This window comes from Arthrobacter sp. E3, assembly GCF_017353415.1.
Classification (GTDB): Bacteria; Actinomycetota; Actinomycetes; order Actinomycetales; family Micrococcaceae; genus Specibacter.
Genome location: NZ_JAFMPX010000019.1, coordinates 15602 through 32173, shown reverse-complemented (window position 1 = coordinate 32173; position 16572 = coordinate 15602). Strand labels below are relative to the sequence as shown.

Here is a 16572-nt window from a genome sequence, read left to right as displayed (position 1 = left end):
CGCTGCTGCGCCGCGTCCGACGGTAGTGGAATAGTGGAGGCATGAGCGCACCAGCATTGGCACACAGCACCGAATTGGGGCGCATGTACGCCCGTTCCCTCCAAGACCCGCCCAAGGTTCCTTCCATCACCACCGTCATTGGTCAGCAGGCCAACTCCCTGGACGGCTGGATCGGCTACATGGCGGCGACGGCCGTGGCGAACCACCCCGACCTGGGTGCTGCCATTGGCAACCCCGGCCAACTACGCACCGTGGTGCGCGACAGCTCCAACGCTGCCGAACAGTTCAGGGACGCCGCGGCCGCCCGCGGCGATAGAGTCCATAACTACTGCGAACAGGTGGCTTTGCGGGCCCTGGGCCGGCCGCACCAAGTGCCCGAAGCGCTCGAAGCGCTTAATGAAAACCGTGAAGGTGACTTTGCGCTGCGCTTCGATGACTGGTGGAAGCAGTACGACGTCCAGCCGCTGGCCCCTGAAATCACTGTGTGGAATGAATCCGTGGGCTATGCCGGCACGCTTGACCTGGTGGCGACCATTGGCGGGAAACTGTGCATCATCGACTACAAGACCAAGGGCACGGACCGCAACGGCCAGGTGAAAAGCCTCGACGCCAAGGTAGTCATGCAACTGGTGGCGGGAATGAAGGCCGAGGAGTCCATCGTGGACGAAGCAGCTGGCACATGGGAAGCATGGAAGTACGGTCAGGACCCCATCCTGCTGGGTGTGGCCATCGGGGAGACTGAAGTGCGCACGCTCCGGGCCAACCCGCAGGTCCTGAAGGCGCACTGGTTTAAGTTCGCGTCGCTGCGGCGGGTGTGGCAAACCTCATTGGATGCCTCGGCTGCAGGAGCGCCATTGCTCGATATTGCGCCACCGGCCGCACCGGCAGCCAACTAGACTTGAAGAACCAGTTGTTTTAGCGCACCGGAACCGGTCCGCAACAACACCCAAGCAATGACACTCGAGTAACAACACCAAAGTGAGGTGCCCACCCATGGCCATCCTGAGCATTCGCATCATTGGCGACCCTGTCCTGAGAACCGTCGCCGAAGAGGTGACGGTTTTTGGCCCTGAACTGGCCAAGCTCATTGAGGACATGCGCGAAACCATGGTCGATGTCCGCGGTGCCGGCTTGGCAGCACCGCAAATCGGGGTGAACAAACGCATCTTCACGTACTCCGTGGACGGTGCGCAAGGGCATATCATCAACCCCGTCCTAGTCGCCAGCGACGACTTCGCCCCGGCCGAGCCCGAGGGCTGCCTGTCGGTTCCCGGCCTGGGCTTCCACGTTGCGCGGCACCGCTGGGTGCGAATCACCGGAGTCGACATGGACAATAACCCCATCGACATGGAAGCCGCCGGCACCTTGGCCAAATGCTTCCAGCATGAAACAGACCACCTGAACGGCACGTTGTACGTTGACCGGTTGGAAGGCGAAGACCGCAAGGAAGCCCTGCGTGCCATCCGCATGGCGAACTATCAGGACGTGACGGCCGGAACCGTGGCCAAGCGCGCCCTCACCGTCGGCTCGGCCTTTGGTGCAGGGGCCGCCCAATGAGGGTGCTGTTTGCCGGGACACCAGCTGTTGCGCTGCCCTCCCTTGAAGCGTTGCGGGCTGCCGGGCACCAGATCGTCGCTGTGCTGACCCGCCCCGACGCGCCGCTGGGCCGTAAACGCATCCTCACGCCGTCGCCCGTGGCTGCGCGCGCCGCCGAGCTGGGACTGCCCGTAATCAAGGCAAACAAGGTCGACGCCGAGGCTGCCGCCGCCATTGCCGCAGCGGCACCTGATGTAGCGGCGATCGTAGCGTACGGGGCGCTCGTCCCCGAAAGCGCGCTGCGCATTCCGGCGCACGGTTGGATCAACCTGCACTTCTCGCTGCTGCCAGCCTGGCGTGGCGCCGCGCCTGTGCAACATTCGGTGATCAACGGCGATGAAATCACCGGTGCGTCCACGTTCCTGCTGGAACAGGGCCTCGACACGGGACCCGTCTTCGGCACTTTGACGGAGAGCATCCGCCCCACGGACACCGGTGCCGTGCTGCTAGAACGGCTGTCGCACAGCGGCGCCATGCTGCTGGTGCAGACCATTGACGGCCTTGCCGCCGGCGCCCTCAGCGGAGTGCCGCAGCAAGGGGAAGTCTCCCTGGCGCCCAAACTGACTCTTGAGGACGGCCACGTGCACTGGGACAACCCCGCGCTGGCCATTTCCCGGCGCATCCGCGGCGTCACCACCGAGCCCGGAGCATGGACCATGCTCGGCGGGCAGCGTTTCAAGCTGGGACCAGTGCAGCTGCGTACCGACGTCATGGACCTTGAACCGGCCCGCCTTCGCGTCGACGGGAAAGCCGTTCTGGTGGGGACCGGCTCACACTCCGTTGAACTGGTGGATGTCCAGCCAGCCGGCAAAAAACTTATGAAAGCAACGGACTGGGCCCGCGGCCTGGCCAACAAGGAAGATGTGGTGTTTGAATGACCAGCGAGCAAGGCGGACGTTCGAGCCACCAAAACCAGCAGTCGGGACAGCGGGACCAGTCGGGCCAGCCGGGGAACTCCGGCGGTGTGAAGCGCCGGGACGCTGCGGGGCGTGAACGCAATCGAAGTACCGGCCGGAACAGGACGGATACGGCCCCCGGCCAACGCACACGCGTTGCCGACCCGGCACGCCTAGTCGCCTTTGAGGTGTTGCGCGCCGTCTCCGGCGATGATGCCTACGCGAACCTCGTGCTGCCCACCCGCATCCGGCGCCACGGTCTTGACCGCCGCGACGCAGGCTTTGCCACGGAACTGACCTACGGTGCGCTGCGAGCCCAGGGCACTTACGACGCAATCTTGGCCAAGTGCGTGGACCGCCCGCTGAGCGAGTTGGATCCGGCCATCCTGGATGCATTGCGCATTGGCGCGCACCAGCTGATGGCCATGCGCGTGCCAACACACGCCGCCTTGGACCAGACGGTGGGGCTGGCGCGTGCCGTCATCGGTGCCGGACCCTCCGGGCTTGTCAACGCCGTGCTGCGCAAGGTGGCGGCGAAGGAACTTCCGCAGTGGCTCGAGGAACTGACGGAGGGCCTGACCGACGAGGTGAAGATTGCCTCGATCGAGCACTCTCATCCCGAGTGGATTGTGCGTGCCATGCGCCAGGCGCTGGTGGCCCACGGCCGTGATATTTCCGAAATCACCGCGCTGCTGGAGGCTGACAACCAGGCTCCCGTGGTGAACTTGGTGGCGCTGCCCGGCCTGGGCGACTTGTCCGAGGCCTTCGAGGCCGGCTTCACCCCTGGCGAACTGGTGGCTGACTCAGCGCTGTCCTCCGGCGGGGACCTGAGCCGGCTGGAGAGCGTGCGTGACGGTTCCGTCCGCGTTCAGGACGCAGGCTCCCAGCTGGTGGCCCGCGCACTGGCCGCCGTCGAAATTGCCACCGACCTGGGTGCCACCGACGGGGACGAGGGCGAAGAGCGCTGGCTTGATCTGTGCGCCGGCCCCGGTGGCAAGGCTGCCCTGCTGGCAGCACTGGCCGCGCAAAAGGGTGCCTGGATTCTTGCCAACGAGCCCTCTGCGCACCGTGCGAAGCTGGTCTCGCAAGCCCTCGGCGCCGTGCCGGAAGACACTTGGACCGTGCGCACCGGCGACGGCCGCGACATTGGCCGCGAGCACCCCGACGCTTTTGACCGGATTCTGGTCGATGCGCCCTGCACCGGACTGGGAGCCTTGCGCCGTCGTCCCGAGTCCCGGTGGCGCCGCCAACTCTCCGACGTGGGCGAACTGGGCCGGTTGCAGCGTGAACTGCTCGACTCAGCCTTGGCCGCCGTCAAACCCGGGGGAGTGGTGGCGTATGTGACGTGCTCGCCCCACGTCGCTGAGACGATCGCCGTCGTCGATGACTCGCTGCGTAAACGCGACGACGTGGAACTGCTCGACGCCGGAAGCGTCCTGGATTCTGTCAGCCTCAGTGGCAACCTGCACGCCGGCAACGCCACCTCGACCATTCCCGGACACGAGAAAATGGCGCAGCTGTGGCCACACATCCACCATAGCGACGCCATGTTCCTGGCCCTGATCCGCAAGAACTGATGCTTTAGCACTTAGCCGCAACTCCCAGTACCCAACCCCAAGCACAAAGATGAGGTTCACCATGACCAGCTCTTCACTTGCCTGTTGCATCAACCCCAGCATCCTGTCGGCGGACTTCGTCAACCTTGAGGCTGAACTGGACCGCATTGCGAATGCCGACGCAGTGCACGTCGACGTCATGGATAACCACTTTGTGCCCAATTTGACGATTGGGCTGCCGGTGGTGGAGCGGATTCAGCAAGTCAGCGCCGTGCCGTTGGACGCGCACCTGATGATTGCCGACGTCGACCGCTGGGCGCCGCTCTACGCGGACGCCGGGCTCGCTTCGGTGACGTTCCATGTGGAGGCTTCCGACGCTCCCATCAAGCTGGCCAGGGAATTGCGGGCCAGGGGATCCAAGGCCGGCATGGCACTGCGCCCGGCCACGCCGGTGGAACCGTACCTGGACATGCTCACCGAACTGGACATGCTGTTGATCATGACGGTTGAGCCCGGCTTCGGCGGCCAGGCGTTCCTGGACGTCACGCTGCCCAAGATCCGCCGCGCCCTCGCCGCCATAGAAGGCAGCGGCATCAACGTGGCCATTCAGGTGGATGGCGGCATCACGGAGGAGACCATCACCCGCGCGGCAGAAGCCGGGGCCAACGTTTTCGTGGCGGGCTCCGCCGTGTACGGCAAGCCGTCTCCGGCCGAGGCCATCGATGCGCTGCGCGCCAAGGGGCAGCTGGCCTTCCGTTGAATCGCCCATGGCCTTGATAGAAAAGCCTCGAAGATATTTGAGCGGTGACATCCGTGGACAGATATTCGAGTGGCTAGTAGAGTTCCGTTACCGGCGTGTGGTAGGAATTGGCTTTGGGAGGGTGTGCGGCACGGTTGGCATAGATTCGTTCCCTGGCAAGCAGGTCTCATAGGTTGGCCAACCAACTTTTAGGAGACAGCGTGAAACGCAGGCTTGCTTCGGTCCTCACGGGGGCAATATTTGCTTTGGCCCTCACACCCGTGCTGGCTGCACCGGTCGCGGCTGCTTCACCGTTCAGCTTTGCCGTAATCGGTGATATGCCGTACGGAGCCGCACAGTTGTCCGTGTTTCCGCAGCGCATTGGGCAGATCAATGCCGATCCCGATGTGCAGATGGTGGGTCATCTGGGGGATATCGGCGGACCGCCCAACTGCTCCGATTCGTACTATTCCACCATCAAGTCCAACTTCGACCTATTTTCGGATCCACTCCTTTATACGCCCGGTGACAATGAGTGGAGTGATTGCTCTGATGCATCCGTTGGGGCGGCTAATCCCTTGAACCGTCTGGCCGCTATACGCCAAGTTTTCTTCCCCCAACCGGGCCGCAGTCTTGGTCAGAACCCGGTGGACGTCACTGCACAGCCAGGCTATCCGGAAAACGTACTGTTGCAACAGCAAGACATCACTGTTGGCATGGTCCATATTGTTGGCCCGTCGAATGGGCTGGGATGGTGGAGCGGCAACACTGCTGTCACACCTGAACAGAAGGCAGAAGTGGTTGCCAGAACCGCCGCGGATATTTCACTCATCCGCAGCGTTTTTGCCACAGCGAAGACGAACAACAGCAGGGCCGTGGTTCTGATGACGCAGGCAGACATGTTCACCGGGACACCGAATATCACTGCCTACGGCCAGTTGGTGAAGGTTATTGCCGCTGAAGCTTTGGCATATGGCAAGCCCGTGTACTTGTTCAACGGAGATACCCACACTTTCGCCAGCGATAAGCCTCTGGCCGCCTCAAAATGGTTGGCGTACTACGGCATCACGGCTGCGGTCCCCAACCTTTCTCGATTCACCGTCCGGGGCGGTCCTAACGGGGCCGAATGGCTGAAGGTGAAGGTCGTTAGTTCTGCCGAAGTTCTTTCCGTTCAACGGGTAACGTTCGGGAGCGTCGTAGCGCCAGTGGCAGCGTTTACCGCCACGACCAAGGGTCTCTCTGGAACGTTTAACGCCGCTGGGTCCTCAGGAGCTGGGGGTGTAGCTGGATACAAATGGACTTTTGGAGACGGAACGGCGGGCAGCGGAATCGCGCCGTCGCATGAGTATGCAGCCGCCGGTACTTATTCGGTCACTCTCCTGGTCACCGATAGTCAGGGTGGTACGGCGTCGAAAACTGCTTCTGTGACAGTCACCTCCGTTCCGGGAGTGGAAAGTGTCGTCGTCCCTGCGAAGTCGAGTTGGAGTTGGCGCTTTGCCCAATCCGCTCCGGATCTGGCGTGGAAAAATCCCGGGTATGACGTGTCGACTTGGGGGTCAGGCCCCGGTGTGCTCGGATTCGGTTCCACCGGGCTTGGCACAAATATTGACGTCAGTGGGGCCACCAGTAGTCGGCCTCTAGCCGCCTACTTCGTGAAAAAATTTACTGTGGAATCGGTTTCCGCCGTGACGAAACTATCCTTCAGCGTCCTCGCCGATGATGGAGTCGTCGTCTTCGTCAACGGCTCTGAAGTGGGCCGGAGCAATATGCCGGCGGGTCCTGTGACGATCAACACCTACGCCACTTCGTCCACAAAAAATCCGGTCGCCCTCGCGAACCCAGCGGTGTTTGAGGTCCCAGTGTCACTCTTGGTAAATGGAACCAATACTATCGCAGCTGAATCACACCTGAATTACCACGGAACTAAGGACATCAGCTTCGACCTTACGGCCACTGCAACCACGTCCGGAGGCGGTGGCGGCCAAGTGCCCAACTTGTCTCCAGTGGCTGCTTTCACGAACAGCACAGACGCGCTGGTTGCTGATTTTGACGGTTCAGCGTCAAAAGATCCGGACGGGACGATTGTTTCCTACGCATGGACGTTTGGTGACGGGGGCACCGGATCCGGCCCGACAGTCTCTCACGCCTATGCTAAAGCCGGTAGCTACAACGTCGCATTGACCGTCACCGACGACCAGGGAGCCAAAGGCACTATCACCCACCAGGTAACGGTGGCTGCCATCACGCCCCCGGATGGCAAGATTTTAGCGACAGACAGCTTTAGTCGTTCCGTTGCCTCCGGCTTCGGCAGCGCCGAGATTGGAGGGGCGTGGAGTGTTACCGGAGCGACCAACAGCTACTCCGTCAACGGCGGTGCCGCTGCGATTACAGGCTTGGCCAAAAAGAACAATTACGCCTATCTCAATGCGGTTTCTTCCAGTGACACGGACGTCCAAGCCACCGTCGGTGTCAACCGGCCCACGGTCAGCAGTGTCTACGCTGGGCTGATCGGACGGCGGGTCGGTACGTCCTCATACGGGGCCCGGGTTGTCGCCAGCTCAACGGGATACGTGCAGTTGCACTTACAGTTGAACACCGATACTTTGCTGAAGACTGTCACCGTCCCAGGTTTGAGCTTGGTCAGCGGGGACAAGCTCCAGCTGCGTCTCCAAGTCACCGGCAGCTCTCCGACTACCATCTCAGCCAAAGTTTGGAAGACCGGCACGGTAGAACCGGCCACTTGGCAGCTCAATTCCACCGATTCTACTGCGGCCTTGCAAGCGCCAGGAGCCATTGGTATATACACCTACCTCAGCACCAGCGGGGCACCAAACCCCGCGACAGTCACTTTTGATAACCTGCAGGCTAGTAAAACACACTAGGCAGCGGCGGGCCCCTCTGCGGATGGGAACTCGCTGGCGTCTGGTGGTGTGGCCCAGATGTAGGGTTGTGGATCTGGCCGTTGAAGCTTTTTTCCATGGAGCTGAAAATGCGGGTACGGCGGATTTCGGATCTCACCGCAGCGCCTGAGACGCGCCGGATTCAGCATCTACTTGAGGGCAGTGCCGATAAGATTTAGCATGCCGGCGCATTGGGTGCCATAATGAAAGTGGTTCCGGCAATCGTCGGATCCAAAAATGTTTTTTTACGTGCTCCGGGGTCGGTGTAATTCCGAACCGGCGGTTATAGTCCGCGACCCGCACGCAGCCAGCTGGCAACAGCAGGACGCGTTCGGTTGATCTGGTGAAATTCCGGAACCGACAGTTAAAGTCTGGATGGGAGAAGCACGAACAGTCTTGGCCGCCAGGTCAGGGGTGTGGCAGAAGCGTTCCTGCTTTTCGCCCGTCCTTGTACCCTGCGCGCCGCTGTACGTTACCCCCGGAGCCATCGCGGTCTCGAAAGGGCAAGGGTAACGATGGACGTTCTGCGATGGCTCTTTGAAGCCAAACTTGAATTCGCCGGTGGCGGATTCATTTTATGGCGAGAAGTCATAGGCAATCTTTTTGGGCTCGCCAGCGCCCTCGGCGGCATGCGCCGCAAAATCTGGGCTTGGCCGGTGGGCATAGTCGGCAACCTCCTGCTTTTCACCGTCTTCATGGGCACCGTCTTCGGCTCCCCGGACCGTGTGAACCTGCTGGGCCAGGCCGGCCGCCAAATCATGTTCATCGCCGTCTCCATCTATGGTTGGCAGCGCTGGAACCAGACCCGGCACAAGAAGGACGACGACGGCGCGCACGTGGGCCAGGCGGTCGAACCTCAGTGGGCCGGGGCCAAGGCACGCTGGCTCCTACTCGCAGCCATGGTGGGTGGCACCGCCATCCTCACCCCCATTTTCCGGCTCATGGGCTCCTACGAACCTGTCTGGGCTGACGCCTGGATCTTCATGGGCTCGTTGCTGGCCACCTATGGCATGGCCAAGGGTTGGGTTGAGTTCTGGCTGATCTGGGTCGCTGTGGACTTGGTGGGCGTGCCGTTGCTGTTTAGCGCCGGCTACTACGCCTCCGCCTTCATGTACATCTTCTACGGGGCCTTCACGCTGACCGGATTCTTCGTCTGGTGGAGGGTGCGGCACACTAGCGACGTCCAAGCCCGCACTGTGTCAGTGGACACCACCTTCCCCGATATCACCGTGGGAACTGGCACCGTGGGCACTGAAACAGTGGGCACTCACACCACTGCGGGCAAGAAAGAGGCAAAACTGTGAAATTCAATTCCATGGACTCAGGCTTCATGAATTCCGGACCCTTCGGCCATGACTTAGGGCACTTCACCGCAGCCGAAACTCTCGGCATGGAAACGGCATTATCTGCCGCCAGGCAGGGTGTTCGCGGGGCCAACCCGCTGGTGGGTGCTGCCATTATCGACGCCGACGGCACGTTCCTTGCCATCGGCTACCACCGTGGCGCAGGCACTCCCCACGCAGAAACGGACGTTATCAACCGCCTGCTGGGGACCGGAGTCAAACGGGACCTTTCCGCCGCCACGCTCATTGTGACACTCGAACCGTGCAACCATGTGGGCCGCACAGGTCCCTGCACGCAGGCCATTCTTGACGCCGGTATTGGCAATGTGGTGTTTGCTGTCAGGGACCCGCATCAGCCGGCCTCAGGAGGCGCCGAAGTCCTCCACAATGAAGGCATCAATGTCCGCATGGGACTCATGGCTGCAGAAGCCGAAGACCTGAACCGGCAGTGGTTTGTGGCCGTGCGTGAAAAACGTCCTTTCATCACCGCCCGCCTGGCGCAAACAGTGGACGGCAGGATTGCTGCCGTGGATGGCACCAGCCAATGGATCACCTCGAAGGAATCCCGCCAGGACTCTCACGACCTGCGTGCCCGCGTAGATGCCATTGTGGTGGGCACCGGAACCGTCATGGCGGACAACCCGCGCCTTACCGCGCGTGCCGCCGACGGTTCTGACACACACCACCAACCCTTGCGGGTGGTCATGGGCTTGCGCGAAATTGCTGCCGATGCGGCTGTCCGCGGCGCATCAGGCACCCCGAGCAGCCCAGACCGCCTGGGGGACGAAGACTTCCTGGCCCTGCACACCCACGACCCTGCCGCCGTCGTGCGTGAACTGCAGGAGCGCGGAGTGGGCCACCTGATGATCGAAGGTGGGTCGATGATCAGCGGAGCGTTCCTGGCGAAGGGCCTCGTGGATGAACTTGTGGTGTATTTGGCCCCCACACTGCTCGGCGCCGGCATCCCTGCGCTGACGGACCTGGGCATCGGCACGCTTGCCGAGGCGCAGCGCTGGGAGTGGGACGGGACCACCACCGGACCAGTTGAAGTGCTGGGGCCGGACTTGAAATTGACGCTTATGCCGGCCAAGGCCGCAGCGAAGGATGCCGGCGATGCTGCCGGTTCCGCTGCCGCCGCCAGCACAGAAAGAGGATAGAAATGTTTACCGGAATCATTGAAGGACGCGGCACAGTGCAGCGCGTTGACCTGCACCCGGAGTCCGACAGCGCCGTGCTGGTGCTCAACGCCGGAGACGTACTGGGCGGCCTTGAGCTGGGCGGCTCGCTGGCGGTCAATGGCGTGTGCCTCACAGCAGTGCGGCTCGAGCGCGGCACGGTGGAAGTTGACGTCATGGGCGAGACCCTTGTGCGCACCACCACCGGCGAACTTTCCAGCGGGGACACGGTGAACCTTGAACGCTGCGTTCCTGCCGGCGGGCGCCTTGACGGGCACGTTGTACAGGGACATGTGGACGGCACAGGCTCGCTGTTGGAGCGTGAAAACCAGAGCAAGTGGGAGCGGCTGCGTTTTGCCGTCCCCACGGAACTGTCACGCTACATCGCCGAAAAGGGCTCCATCGCCATTGACGGCGTCTCGCTCACGGTCACCGCCGTCAGCCCGGCCGCCGAAGCGCAGCAGTGGTTTGAGGTGGGGCTCATCCCCGTCACCCTGGCCAAGACCGGTTTGGGCGCGAAGGCGGTGGGCGGCGCGGTGAACCTGGAGGTTGACGTGCTGGCCAAATACGCTGAGCGCCTGCTGGAATTCTCCACATTGAAGGATGCCGGACATGAGTGAAACCATCATCCCCGAAACGCTCCTGGACCCCATCAACATGGCCATTGCCGCCATGGGGCGCGGGGAGGCCGTGCTTGTGGTCGACGACGAAGACCGCGAGAACGAGGGCGACATCATCTTCGCCGCCCAATATAGCACCCCCGCACTCATGGGCTGGACCATCCGGCACAGCTCCGGGGTGGTCTGCATCCCCATGGATGACGCCCACGCCGATCGCCTGGCCTTGCCGCCCATGGTCGCGCACAACCAGGACGCTAAAGGCACCGCCTACACCGTCAGCTGCGATGCGGCGTTCGGGGTCAGCACCGGCATCAGCGCCACCGATCGCTCGCTGACTGCCACCATCTTGGCCAACCCGTTGTCCATGCCCGACGCCGTCACCCGCCCCGGGCACATATTCCCCCTTCGCGCGGTGGCCGGGGGAGTGCGCCAACGCCCGGGTCACACCGAAGCGTCAGTTGAACTGTGCAGATTGGCAGGCTGTGAACCTGTTGCGGTGATCGCCGAAGTCGTCGATGACTCCGGGGAGATGATGCGCCTCCACAGCCTGCGCGACTTCGCTAACGAACATGGTTTGGTACTGGTTTCCATCGCTGATCTCGTAGCGCACGTGGCTGGGCTGGACGCTGCCGGGTTAGACGCTGCCGGGCCGGAAGCCACTGGGCTGGACGGGATGTCGGCATGAGCGGTGAGCAGCCTGCCGTGACGGGCGGCCCCGTGGTGCAGTTGCCCACCCGCTTTGGCACCTTCGAAGCCCAGGCGTGGGTGGTCTCTGCCACGGGTGCAGAACATTTGAGCCTCAGCGCACCCGGTGAGTCAGCAGATGCTGCTGCCGTTGCGGGGGAGACTGGGCTGGCAGGGGAGGAATACGTTCCGCTGGTGCGTCTGCACTCGGAGTGCCTGACAGGGGACGTCTTCGGTTCCTACCGCTGCGATTGCGGCGAACAGCTGGACTTCGCACTAGAAGTGATCCACCGCCGCGGCGGAACCTTGGTGTACCTACGCGGTCACGAAGGCCGCGGTATCGGCTTGGCCAATAAGATGCGCGCCTACAGCCTGCAGGAAGCCGGCGCGGACACCGTCGAAGCCAATGAACAATTGGGGCTGCCCGTTGACGGGCGCGACTACGCGGCCGCAGCCGGAATCCTGCGTTCGCTGGGCCTGCTGCGCATTGCGCTGCTGAGCAACAACCCGTTGAAACAGGAACAACTTCTGGGCCATGGCATTGACGTGGTCAAGGTGGTCCCCACCGAGGTTCCTGCCCGGGCCGAAAACCTGCGCTACCTGAAAACCAAGCGGGACCGCATGCACCATGCGCTCTCCATCACAACGCCGTCGGACACCGCGCCGACGAACACAGCGCCGAAAACTGACACCACTCCATCATCGACGAAAGGACACACAGCATGAGCGGCCACGGAGCACCAGGCATTGGATTTGGCACGGAAGAAAAGTCACGGGCAGCCGGTATGAAGGTTGCCATCGTGGCGGCCAGCTGGCACACCCAAATCATGGACGGACTGCTGGCCGGAGCCATGCGCGGCGCGGCTGACGCGGGTGTTGAGAATCCTGTGGTGGTGCGTGTCCCCGGCAGTTTTGAGCTTCCCGTGGCGGCAGCCCGATTGTCCGCGAAGTTCGATGTGGTGGTGGCACTGGGCGTGGTCATTCGCGGCGGCACACCCCACTTTGAGTACGTGTGCCAGGCGGCAACCATGGGCCTGACCGACGTCAGTGTGCGCAGCGGCAAGCCGATCGGCTTTGGCGTGCTGACGTGCGACACCGAGGAGCAGGGCATCGCCCGCGCCGGCCTGCCGGGTTCGGTTGAAGACAAGGGCCACGAAGCCATCACGGCAGCCCTGTCCACAGCCCTGACCCTGGCAGCACTGGACGTCTAAACCCTGATTGAAGGCCAGGGGAGGGAATATACCGCCCCCACCTACCAACGCTCCTGCAGCTTCCGGCCGTTACAACCGGACGCTCCTGCATGTTCCGGGCATTTATCTCTAACGATCCGGCGCATCTTGTCTGCTTGCACGCCAGCATAGGCGCACGAGCAGGCAAGATGCGTTTGTGCCTGAATGGCGCAGTGTCCGGAACAACAACGACTGGCTTGGGTGCTAGCCGAGTGCCCGCGCTTCGACCTCGTTCACGTCCCTCGACCGCAATCCAGCTGATGCGCAACGGCGGTCTTAAGGGGCGGGCGCGGGCATGTGGCGCATGCGCGGTTTCAGGCGCCCGGGCCCTAAATCTGCTTCCCAGATCTGTTCACATGCTGGACACGCCTTGTCTCAAAATCCTCAAAGCAGTGTCGAAGCAAGTAAGGTGGTCAGCGTGAAGACCTTCGAATCCCTTTTTGATGAGCTCAGCGAGAAAGCCGCAGCCCGGCCCGCTGGCTCCCGTACCGTGATCGAACTTGAATCCGGCATTCACGGCATCGGCAAGAAAGTGGTTGAGGAAGCCGCCGAGGTGTGGATGGCCGCCGAGTATGAGTCGGACGAGGCCTGCGCCGAGGAGATTTCCCAGCTGTTCTACCACCTGCAGGTCATGATGATCGCCAAGGGTTTGACCCTTCAGGACGTCTACAAGCATCTCTAGCCACACGCCGTGGCTGCTTGACCAACCCTGAACTGGCATTGCACAAAATGCCCAAACCTATTGCTATATACGATCTGAAAGAACTTTTCCTTATGCTGCGTGTTGCCGTCCCCAACAAGGGTGCCCTGTCCGAAGCCGCTTCAGCGATGTTGGCGGAGGCCGGCTACCGCCAGCGCCGCGATTCCCGCGAGCTGGTCATGGTAGACCCTGAAAACAATGTCGAATTCTTTTTCCTCCGTCCCCGTGACATCGCCGTCTACGTCGGTGCTGGCACGCTCGACGTCGGAATCACCGGCCGCGACCTGCTGCTCGATGCAAAGGTCGACGCCGACGAGCTGCTGCCGCTCGGTTTTGCCATCTCCACCTTCCGCTTCGCCGGCCCGGTGGGCCACTTCAGCAGCGCCGCCGAGTTGGAAGGCAAGCGCCTGGCCACCAGCTACGACGTGCTGCTGCGCGAATACCTGACTGAGTTGGGCATCAATGCCCAAGTTGTCCGTCTTGACGGGGCCGTGGAATCCTCGGTCCGCCTCGGTGTCGCAGACGCCATTGCCGACGTCGTGGAAACCGGCAGCACACTCAAGGCCGCTGGTATGGAGATTTTTGGCGAGCCCATCTTGAAATCTGAGGCCCTGCTCATTGGTCGCCGCGGCGTGACCCCGCCCGCCGGCGTCGAAGTTCTGATCCGCCGCCTGCACAGTGTCCTCGTCGCCCGCCAGTACGTGCTGCTGGACTACGACGTGCCGAAGTCGCTCATGGACCAGGCCACCGCGCTCACCCCGGGGCTGGAATCGCCCACCGTTTCCCCGTTGCGCGACTCGGACTGGGTCGCCGTGCGCTCCATGGTCTCGGCCAAGGACACCAACCGGATCATGGATGAACTGTATGAGCTCGGCGCCCGCGCCATCCTCGTCAGCAGCATCCACGCCTGCAGGATCTAGGGCCAGCCATGAGTGTTGCCATTAGGGTCATCCCCTGCCTTGACGTCGATGCCGGCCGCGTGGTCAAGGGCGTCAAATTCCAGAACCTGCGCGACGCCGGTGATCCAGTTGAGCTGGCACAGCGTTACGACCGTGCCGGGGCGGATGAGCTGACGTTCCTTGACGTGACGGCGTCGTCCGGAAACCGGGAGACCACCTTCGACGTCGTCTCCCGGGCAGCCGAGCAGATCTTCATCCCGCTTACGGTGGGCGGGGGAGTGCGCGAGGTGTCCGACGTCGACAAGCTGCTGCGCTATGGTGCCGACAAGGCTTCCATTAATACGGCAGCGATCGCGCGCCCTGCCGTCATCGACGAGATCACCCGGCGTTTCGGTTCCCAGGTTCTCGTGCTCAGCGTTGACGCGCGGCGCACCCAGGGTGCTGTGACGCCGTCGGGCTTTGAAGTGACCACGCACGGCGGGCGCAAAGGCACCGGAATGGACGCCATTGAGTGGGCCAAGGAAGCGGCCGACCGTGGTGTGGGGGAGATCCTGTTGAATTCGATCGACGCGGACGGGACGAAGGAAGGCTTCGACCTAGAGCTGATCCGCCTTGTCCGCGCGGCCGTGCACATCCCCATCATCGCCTCGGGAGGAGCCGGCAAGCCCGAGCACTTCCCGCCGGCCGTAGCAGCAGGCGCCAACGCGGTGCTGGCTGCGTCAGTGTTCCACTTTGGCCCGGACAGCGCCATCGCCGACGTCAAGAAGGCCATCCGCGACGCCGGTTACGAAGTCCGCTAGCCCAACGCTCCTGCACTTTCGGGCCTTTACCTACCGACGCTCCTGCACTTTCTGGGGTGATTCTCGCGACGCTTTTGCGCTCTGAAGGGTCATCCAATGGGAAGCGCAGGAGCGTTTATGTTTGGTGCCCTGAAACTGCAGGAGCGTGTAACACCGGTGGCCGAAAGGTGCGGGAGGGTGTGGCAGAGAGACCCCGAACGTGCGGGAGCGTCGGTAGGAGAGGGTGCTCAGAGGCCGACCACTGCGGTTTGCAGCAGTGCGACGGCGTCGGGTTGGCCTTCGAACGTCACGAGGGCTTGGCCGGTGCGGCCGTTGGCGTGCATGGCCAGCTCCCCGGGTTCGCCGATGATGGCCACCGAGACGGGTGCGCGCTTGGCCACGTGGCGGGGCCCTTGGGGATCGACCAGCACGATGCCCAAGTCGACGCTGCGGTACAAAATAGCTGCGCGCTTGACCAGTTCAGCCCAGAGAGCCTCGGAGTAGTCGGCATCCAGTGCCCGGGGCGCCCAGCGGTCGGTGGCGCGGCGGACGTCCTCGGTGTGGACGAAGAATTCGATGAGGTTTGCTGTGCGGTCGATCGGCTTCCAGGCAAACAGCGACATCTTGGGCGGGCCTGCACGGAACTTCTCCACAAGTTCGGCGAACGCCGCGGGTGTGCTTGACTCAGCGGCGAGGGCAGCGATGGCCTTATCGGTCGCCTTGCGCCAGGGCTTCAGGACCATGCCCAAGCCGACGCGGGGGTTGTGTTCGCGCAGGTAAAGGTGCGCGGCCAGTTCCTGGGTGCGCCATCCTTCGCACAATGTGGGAGCACCGGGACCGGCTGCCAGCAGGGTCTCGGCGAGTACTTCACGGGATGGTTCTACAAATTGCATCACTTGTGAAATTAGCATGTATTGGCCGCGGACGGGAGCCGGAACCGCCGCAAAGGCACGCGATCTTCGCAACAGCCGCGCGATTTGCCCCACACACCCACTACGAATGCCCGTCACGGCGGCATCTGGCACTAGAATTGGCAGTGATGCAGCAAAGCCCAGAACCCCAGCCAGTGCCCGAAATTTTCAGCCCCCAGCCGTCCCTAGAGTTGCCGGCGGATGTCTTGGCGATGCTCAAACACGACGGGGCAGGCCTCGTGGCCGCCATCATCCAGCAGTTCGACTCCAAGGAAGTCCTCATGCTCGGATGGATGGACAACGAATCGTTGCGCCGGACACTCACCTCCGGCCGGGTGACGTTCTACTCGCGATCACGGCAGGAATATTGGCGCAAGGGAGACACCTCCGGCCACTTCCAGTTCGTGAAATCGGTGGCCCTCGACTGCGACGGCGACGCCCTGCTGATCACCGTGGACCAAGTCGGCGCCGCCTGCCACACCGGCACCCACACGTGCTTCGATGACCGCGAGCTCGCAGCGGTCGTGGGCAGCCGCGGAGAATAA

Annotated in this window: 17 protein-coding genes and 1 riboswitch; of the genes, 16 read left to right on the top strand and 1 reads right to left on the bottom strand. The window is 62.7% G+C overall.

The genetic code is table 11. The annotated features are described in order from the left end of the window. The first annotated feature begins 41 nt into the window (after window positions 1-41). The 15 genes from JMA46_RS09795 to hisF all read left to right on the top strand — a co-directional run bounded on the left by JMA46_RS09795 (window position 42) and on the right by hisF (window position 15137). The gene (locus tag JMA46_RS09795; RefSeq protein WP_207345154.1) at window positions 42-896 is read left to right on the top strand and encodes a cytochrome; all 855 of its coding nucleotides are present in this window, start codon (window positions 42-44) and stop codon (window positions 894-896) included. A 97-nt stretch (window positions 897-993) separates the two neighbouring features. After that, the gene (gene def / locus JMA46_RS09790) at window positions 994-1557 is read left to right on the top strand and encodes a peptide deformylase (RefSeq protein WP_207345153.1); all 564 of its coding nucleotides are present in this window, start codon (window positions 994-996) and stop codon (window positions 1555-1557) included. Continuing rightward, window positions 1554-2474 (top strand): methionyl-tRNA formyltransferase, encoded by a 921-nt coding sequence (gene fmt, locus JMA46_RS09785; RefSeq protein WP_207345152.1) that lies wholly within the window; start codon window positions 1554-1556, stop codon window positions 2472-2474. Before def ends, fmt begins: the two co-directional genes overlap by 4 nt. After that, a complete protein-coding gene (locus JMA46_RS09780) occupies window positions 2471-4069 on the top strand; it encodes a transcription antitermination factor NusB (protein WP_207345151.1) in 1599 nt (532 codons plus the stop codon). Before fmt ends, JMA46_RS09780 begins: the two co-directional genes overlap by 4 nt. 61 nt (window positions 4070-4130) lie before the next feature. Continuing rightward, window positions 4131-4808 (top strand): ribulose-phosphate 3-epimerase, encoded by a 678-nt coding sequence (rpe, locus tag JMA46_RS09775; RefSeq protein WP_207345150.1) that lies wholly within the window; start codon window positions 4131-4133, stop codon window positions 4806-4808. Between the two features lie 200 nt (window positions 4809-5008). Further along, window positions 5009-7669, top strand: a complete 2661-nt coding sequence (locus tag JMA46_RS09770; protein ID WP_207345149.1) for a PKD domain-containing protein — start codon at window positions 5009-5011, stop codon at window positions 7667-7669. A 264-nt stretch (window positions 7670-7933) separates the two neighbouring features. Then, window positions 7934-8078, top strand: a riboswitch (FMN riboswitch). A 124-nt stretch (window positions 8079-8202) separates the two neighbouring features. After that, window positions 8203-8991, top strand: coding sequence for a nicotinamide riboside transporter PnuC (gene pnuC / locus JMA46_RS09765; protein ID WP_207345148.1), 789 nt, complete (start codon window positions 8203-8205; stop codon window positions 8989-8991). Window positions 8992-9017: 26 nt separating this feature from the next. After that, a complete protein-coding gene (gene ribD / locus JMA46_RS09760; RefSeq protein WP_207345147.1) occupies window positions 9018-10187 on the top strand; it encodes a bifunctional diaminohydroxyphosphoribosylaminopyrimidine deaminase/5-amino-6-(5-phosphoribosylamino)uracil reductase RibD in 1170 nt (389 codons plus the stop codon). 2 nt (window positions 10188-10189) lie between these two features. After that, window positions 10190-10825 (top strand): riboflavin synthase, encoded by a 636-nt coding sequence (locus JMA46_RS09755; protein ID WP_207345146.1) that lies wholly within the window; start codon window positions 10190-10192, stop codon window positions 10823-10825. Further along, window positions 10818-11510 carry a 3,4-dihydroxy-2-butanone-4-phosphate synthase gene (gene ribB, locus JMA46_RS09750; protein ID WP_247647213.1) on the top strand — a complete coding sequence of 231 codons (693 nt, stop codon included), beginning with the start codon at window positions 10818-10820 and terminating at the stop codon, window positions 11508-11510. Before JMA46_RS09755 ends, ribB begins: the two co-directional genes overlap by 8 nt. Further along, window positions 11507-12235: a GTP cyclohydrolase II gene (locus JMA46_RS09745; protein ID WP_207345144.1), complete on the top strand. Its 729-nt coding sequence runs from the start codon at window positions 11507-11509 to the stop codon at window positions 12233-12235. Before ribB ends, JMA46_RS09745 begins: the two co-directional genes overlap by 4 nt. Then, the gene (gene ribH, locus JMA46_RS09740) at window positions 12232-12720 is read left to right on the top strand and encodes a 6,7-dimethyl-8-ribityllumazine synthase (protein WP_207345143.1); all 489 of its coding nucleotides are present in this window, start codon (window positions 12232-12234) and stop codon (window positions 12718-12720) included. The genes JMA46_RS09745 and ribH overlap by 4 nt, the downstream gene beginning before the upstream one ends. 436 nt (window positions 12721-13156) lie before the next feature. Further along, window positions 13157-13420 (top strand): phosphoribosyl-ATP diphosphatase, encoded by a 264-nt coding sequence (locus JMA46_RS09735; RefSeq protein WP_207345142.1) that lies wholly within the window; start codon window positions 13157-13159, stop codon window positions 13418-13420. 92 nt (window positions 13421-13512) lie between these two features. After that, on the top strand, window positions 13513-14358 hold the full coding sequence (gene hisG / locus JMA46_RS09730; protein ID WP_207345185.1) for an ATP phosphoribosyltransferase: 846 nt from the start codon (window positions 13513-13515) through the stop codon (window positions 14356-14358). Between the two features lie 8 nt (window positions 14359-14366). Further along, window positions 14367-15137 (top strand): imidazole glycerol phosphate synthase subunit HisF, encoded by a 771-nt coding sequence (gene hisF / locus JMA46_RS09725; RefSeq protein ID WP_207345141.1) that lies wholly within the window; start codon window positions 14367-14369, stop codon window positions 15135-15137. Between the two features lie 227 nt (window positions 15138-15364). Here hisF and JMA46_RS09720 read toward each other — a convergent pair whose 3' ends face one another. Beyond that, window positions 15365-16009 (bottom strand): TIGR03085 family metal-binding protein, encoded by a 645-nt coding sequence (locus tag JMA46_RS09720; protein WP_207345184.1) that lies wholly within the window; start codon window positions 16007-16009, stop codon window positions 15365-15367. 146 nt (window positions 16010-16155) lie between these two features. On the opposite strand from JMA46_RS09720, the gene hisI reads away from it, so the two are divergent. Further along, the gene (gene hisI, locus JMA46_RS09715; RefSeq protein WP_207345140.1) at window positions 16156-16572 is read left to right on the top strand and encodes a phosphoribosyl-AMP cyclohydrolase; all 417 of its coding nucleotides are present in this window, start codon (window positions 16156-16158) and stop codon (window positions 16570-16572) included.

Excerpts from the sequence above, each read along its gene's own strand:
- JMA46_RS09780 (WP_207345151.1), top strand. The coding sequence starts at position 2,471 with ATGACCAGCGAGCAAGGCGGACGTTCGAGCCACCAAAACCAGCAGTCG.
- JMA46_RS09795 (WP_207345154.1), top strand. The coding sequence starts at position 42 with ATGAGCGCACCAGCATTGGCACACAGCACCGAATTGGGGCGCATGTAC.
- def (WP_207345153.1), top strand. The coding sequence starts at position 994 with ATGGCCATCCTGAGCATTCGCATCATTGGCGACCCTGTCCTGAGAACC.
- fmt (WP_207345152.1), top strand. The coding sequence starts at position 1,554 with ATGAGGGTGCTGTTTGCCGGGACACCAGCTGTTGCGCTGCCCTCCCTT.
- rpe (WP_207345150.1), top strand. The coding sequence starts at position 4,131 with ATGACCAGCTCTTCACTTGCCTGTTGCATCAACCCCAGCATCCTGTCG.
- ribD (WP_207345147.1), top strand. The coding sequence starts at position 9,018 with ATGAATTCCGGACCCTTCGGCCATGACTTAGGGCACTTCACCGCAGCC.
- pnuC (WP_207345148.1), top strand. The coding sequence starts at position 8,203 with ATGGACGTTCTGCGATGGCTCTTTGAAGCCAAACTTGAATTCGCCGGT.
- JMA46_RS09755 (WP_207345146.1), top strand. The coding sequence starts at position 10,190 with ATGTTTACCGGAATCATTGAAGGACGCGGCACAGTGCAGCGCGTTGAC.
- ribH (WP_207345143.1), top strand. The coding sequence starts at position 12,232 with ATGAGCGGCCACGGAGCACCAGGCATTGGATTTGGCACGGAAGAAAAG.
- hisI (WP_207345140.1), top strand. The coding sequence starts at position 16,156 with ATGCAGCAAAGCCCAGAACCCCAGCCAGTGCCCGAAATTTTCAGCCCC.
- hisF (WP_207345141.1), top strand. The coding sequence starts at position 14,367 with ATGAGTGTTGCCATTAGGGTCATCCCCTGCCTTGACGTCGATGCCGGC.
- ribB (WP_247647213.1), top strand. The coding sequence starts at position 10,818 with ATGAGTGAAACCATCATCCCCGAAACGCTCCTGGACCCCATCAACATG.
- JMA46_RS09745 (WP_207345144.1), top strand. The coding sequence starts at position 11,507 with ATGAGCGGTGAGCAGCCTGCCGTGACGGGCGGCCCCGTGGTGCAGTTG.
- hisG (WP_207345185.1), top strand. The coding sequence starts at position 13,513 with ATGCTGCGTGTTGCCGTCCCCAACAAGGGTGCCCTGTCCGAAGCCGCT.
- JMA46_RS09720 (WP_207345184.1), bottom strand. The coding sequence starts at position 16,009 with ATGCAATTTGTAGAACCATCCCGTGAAGTACTCGCCGAGACCCTGCTG.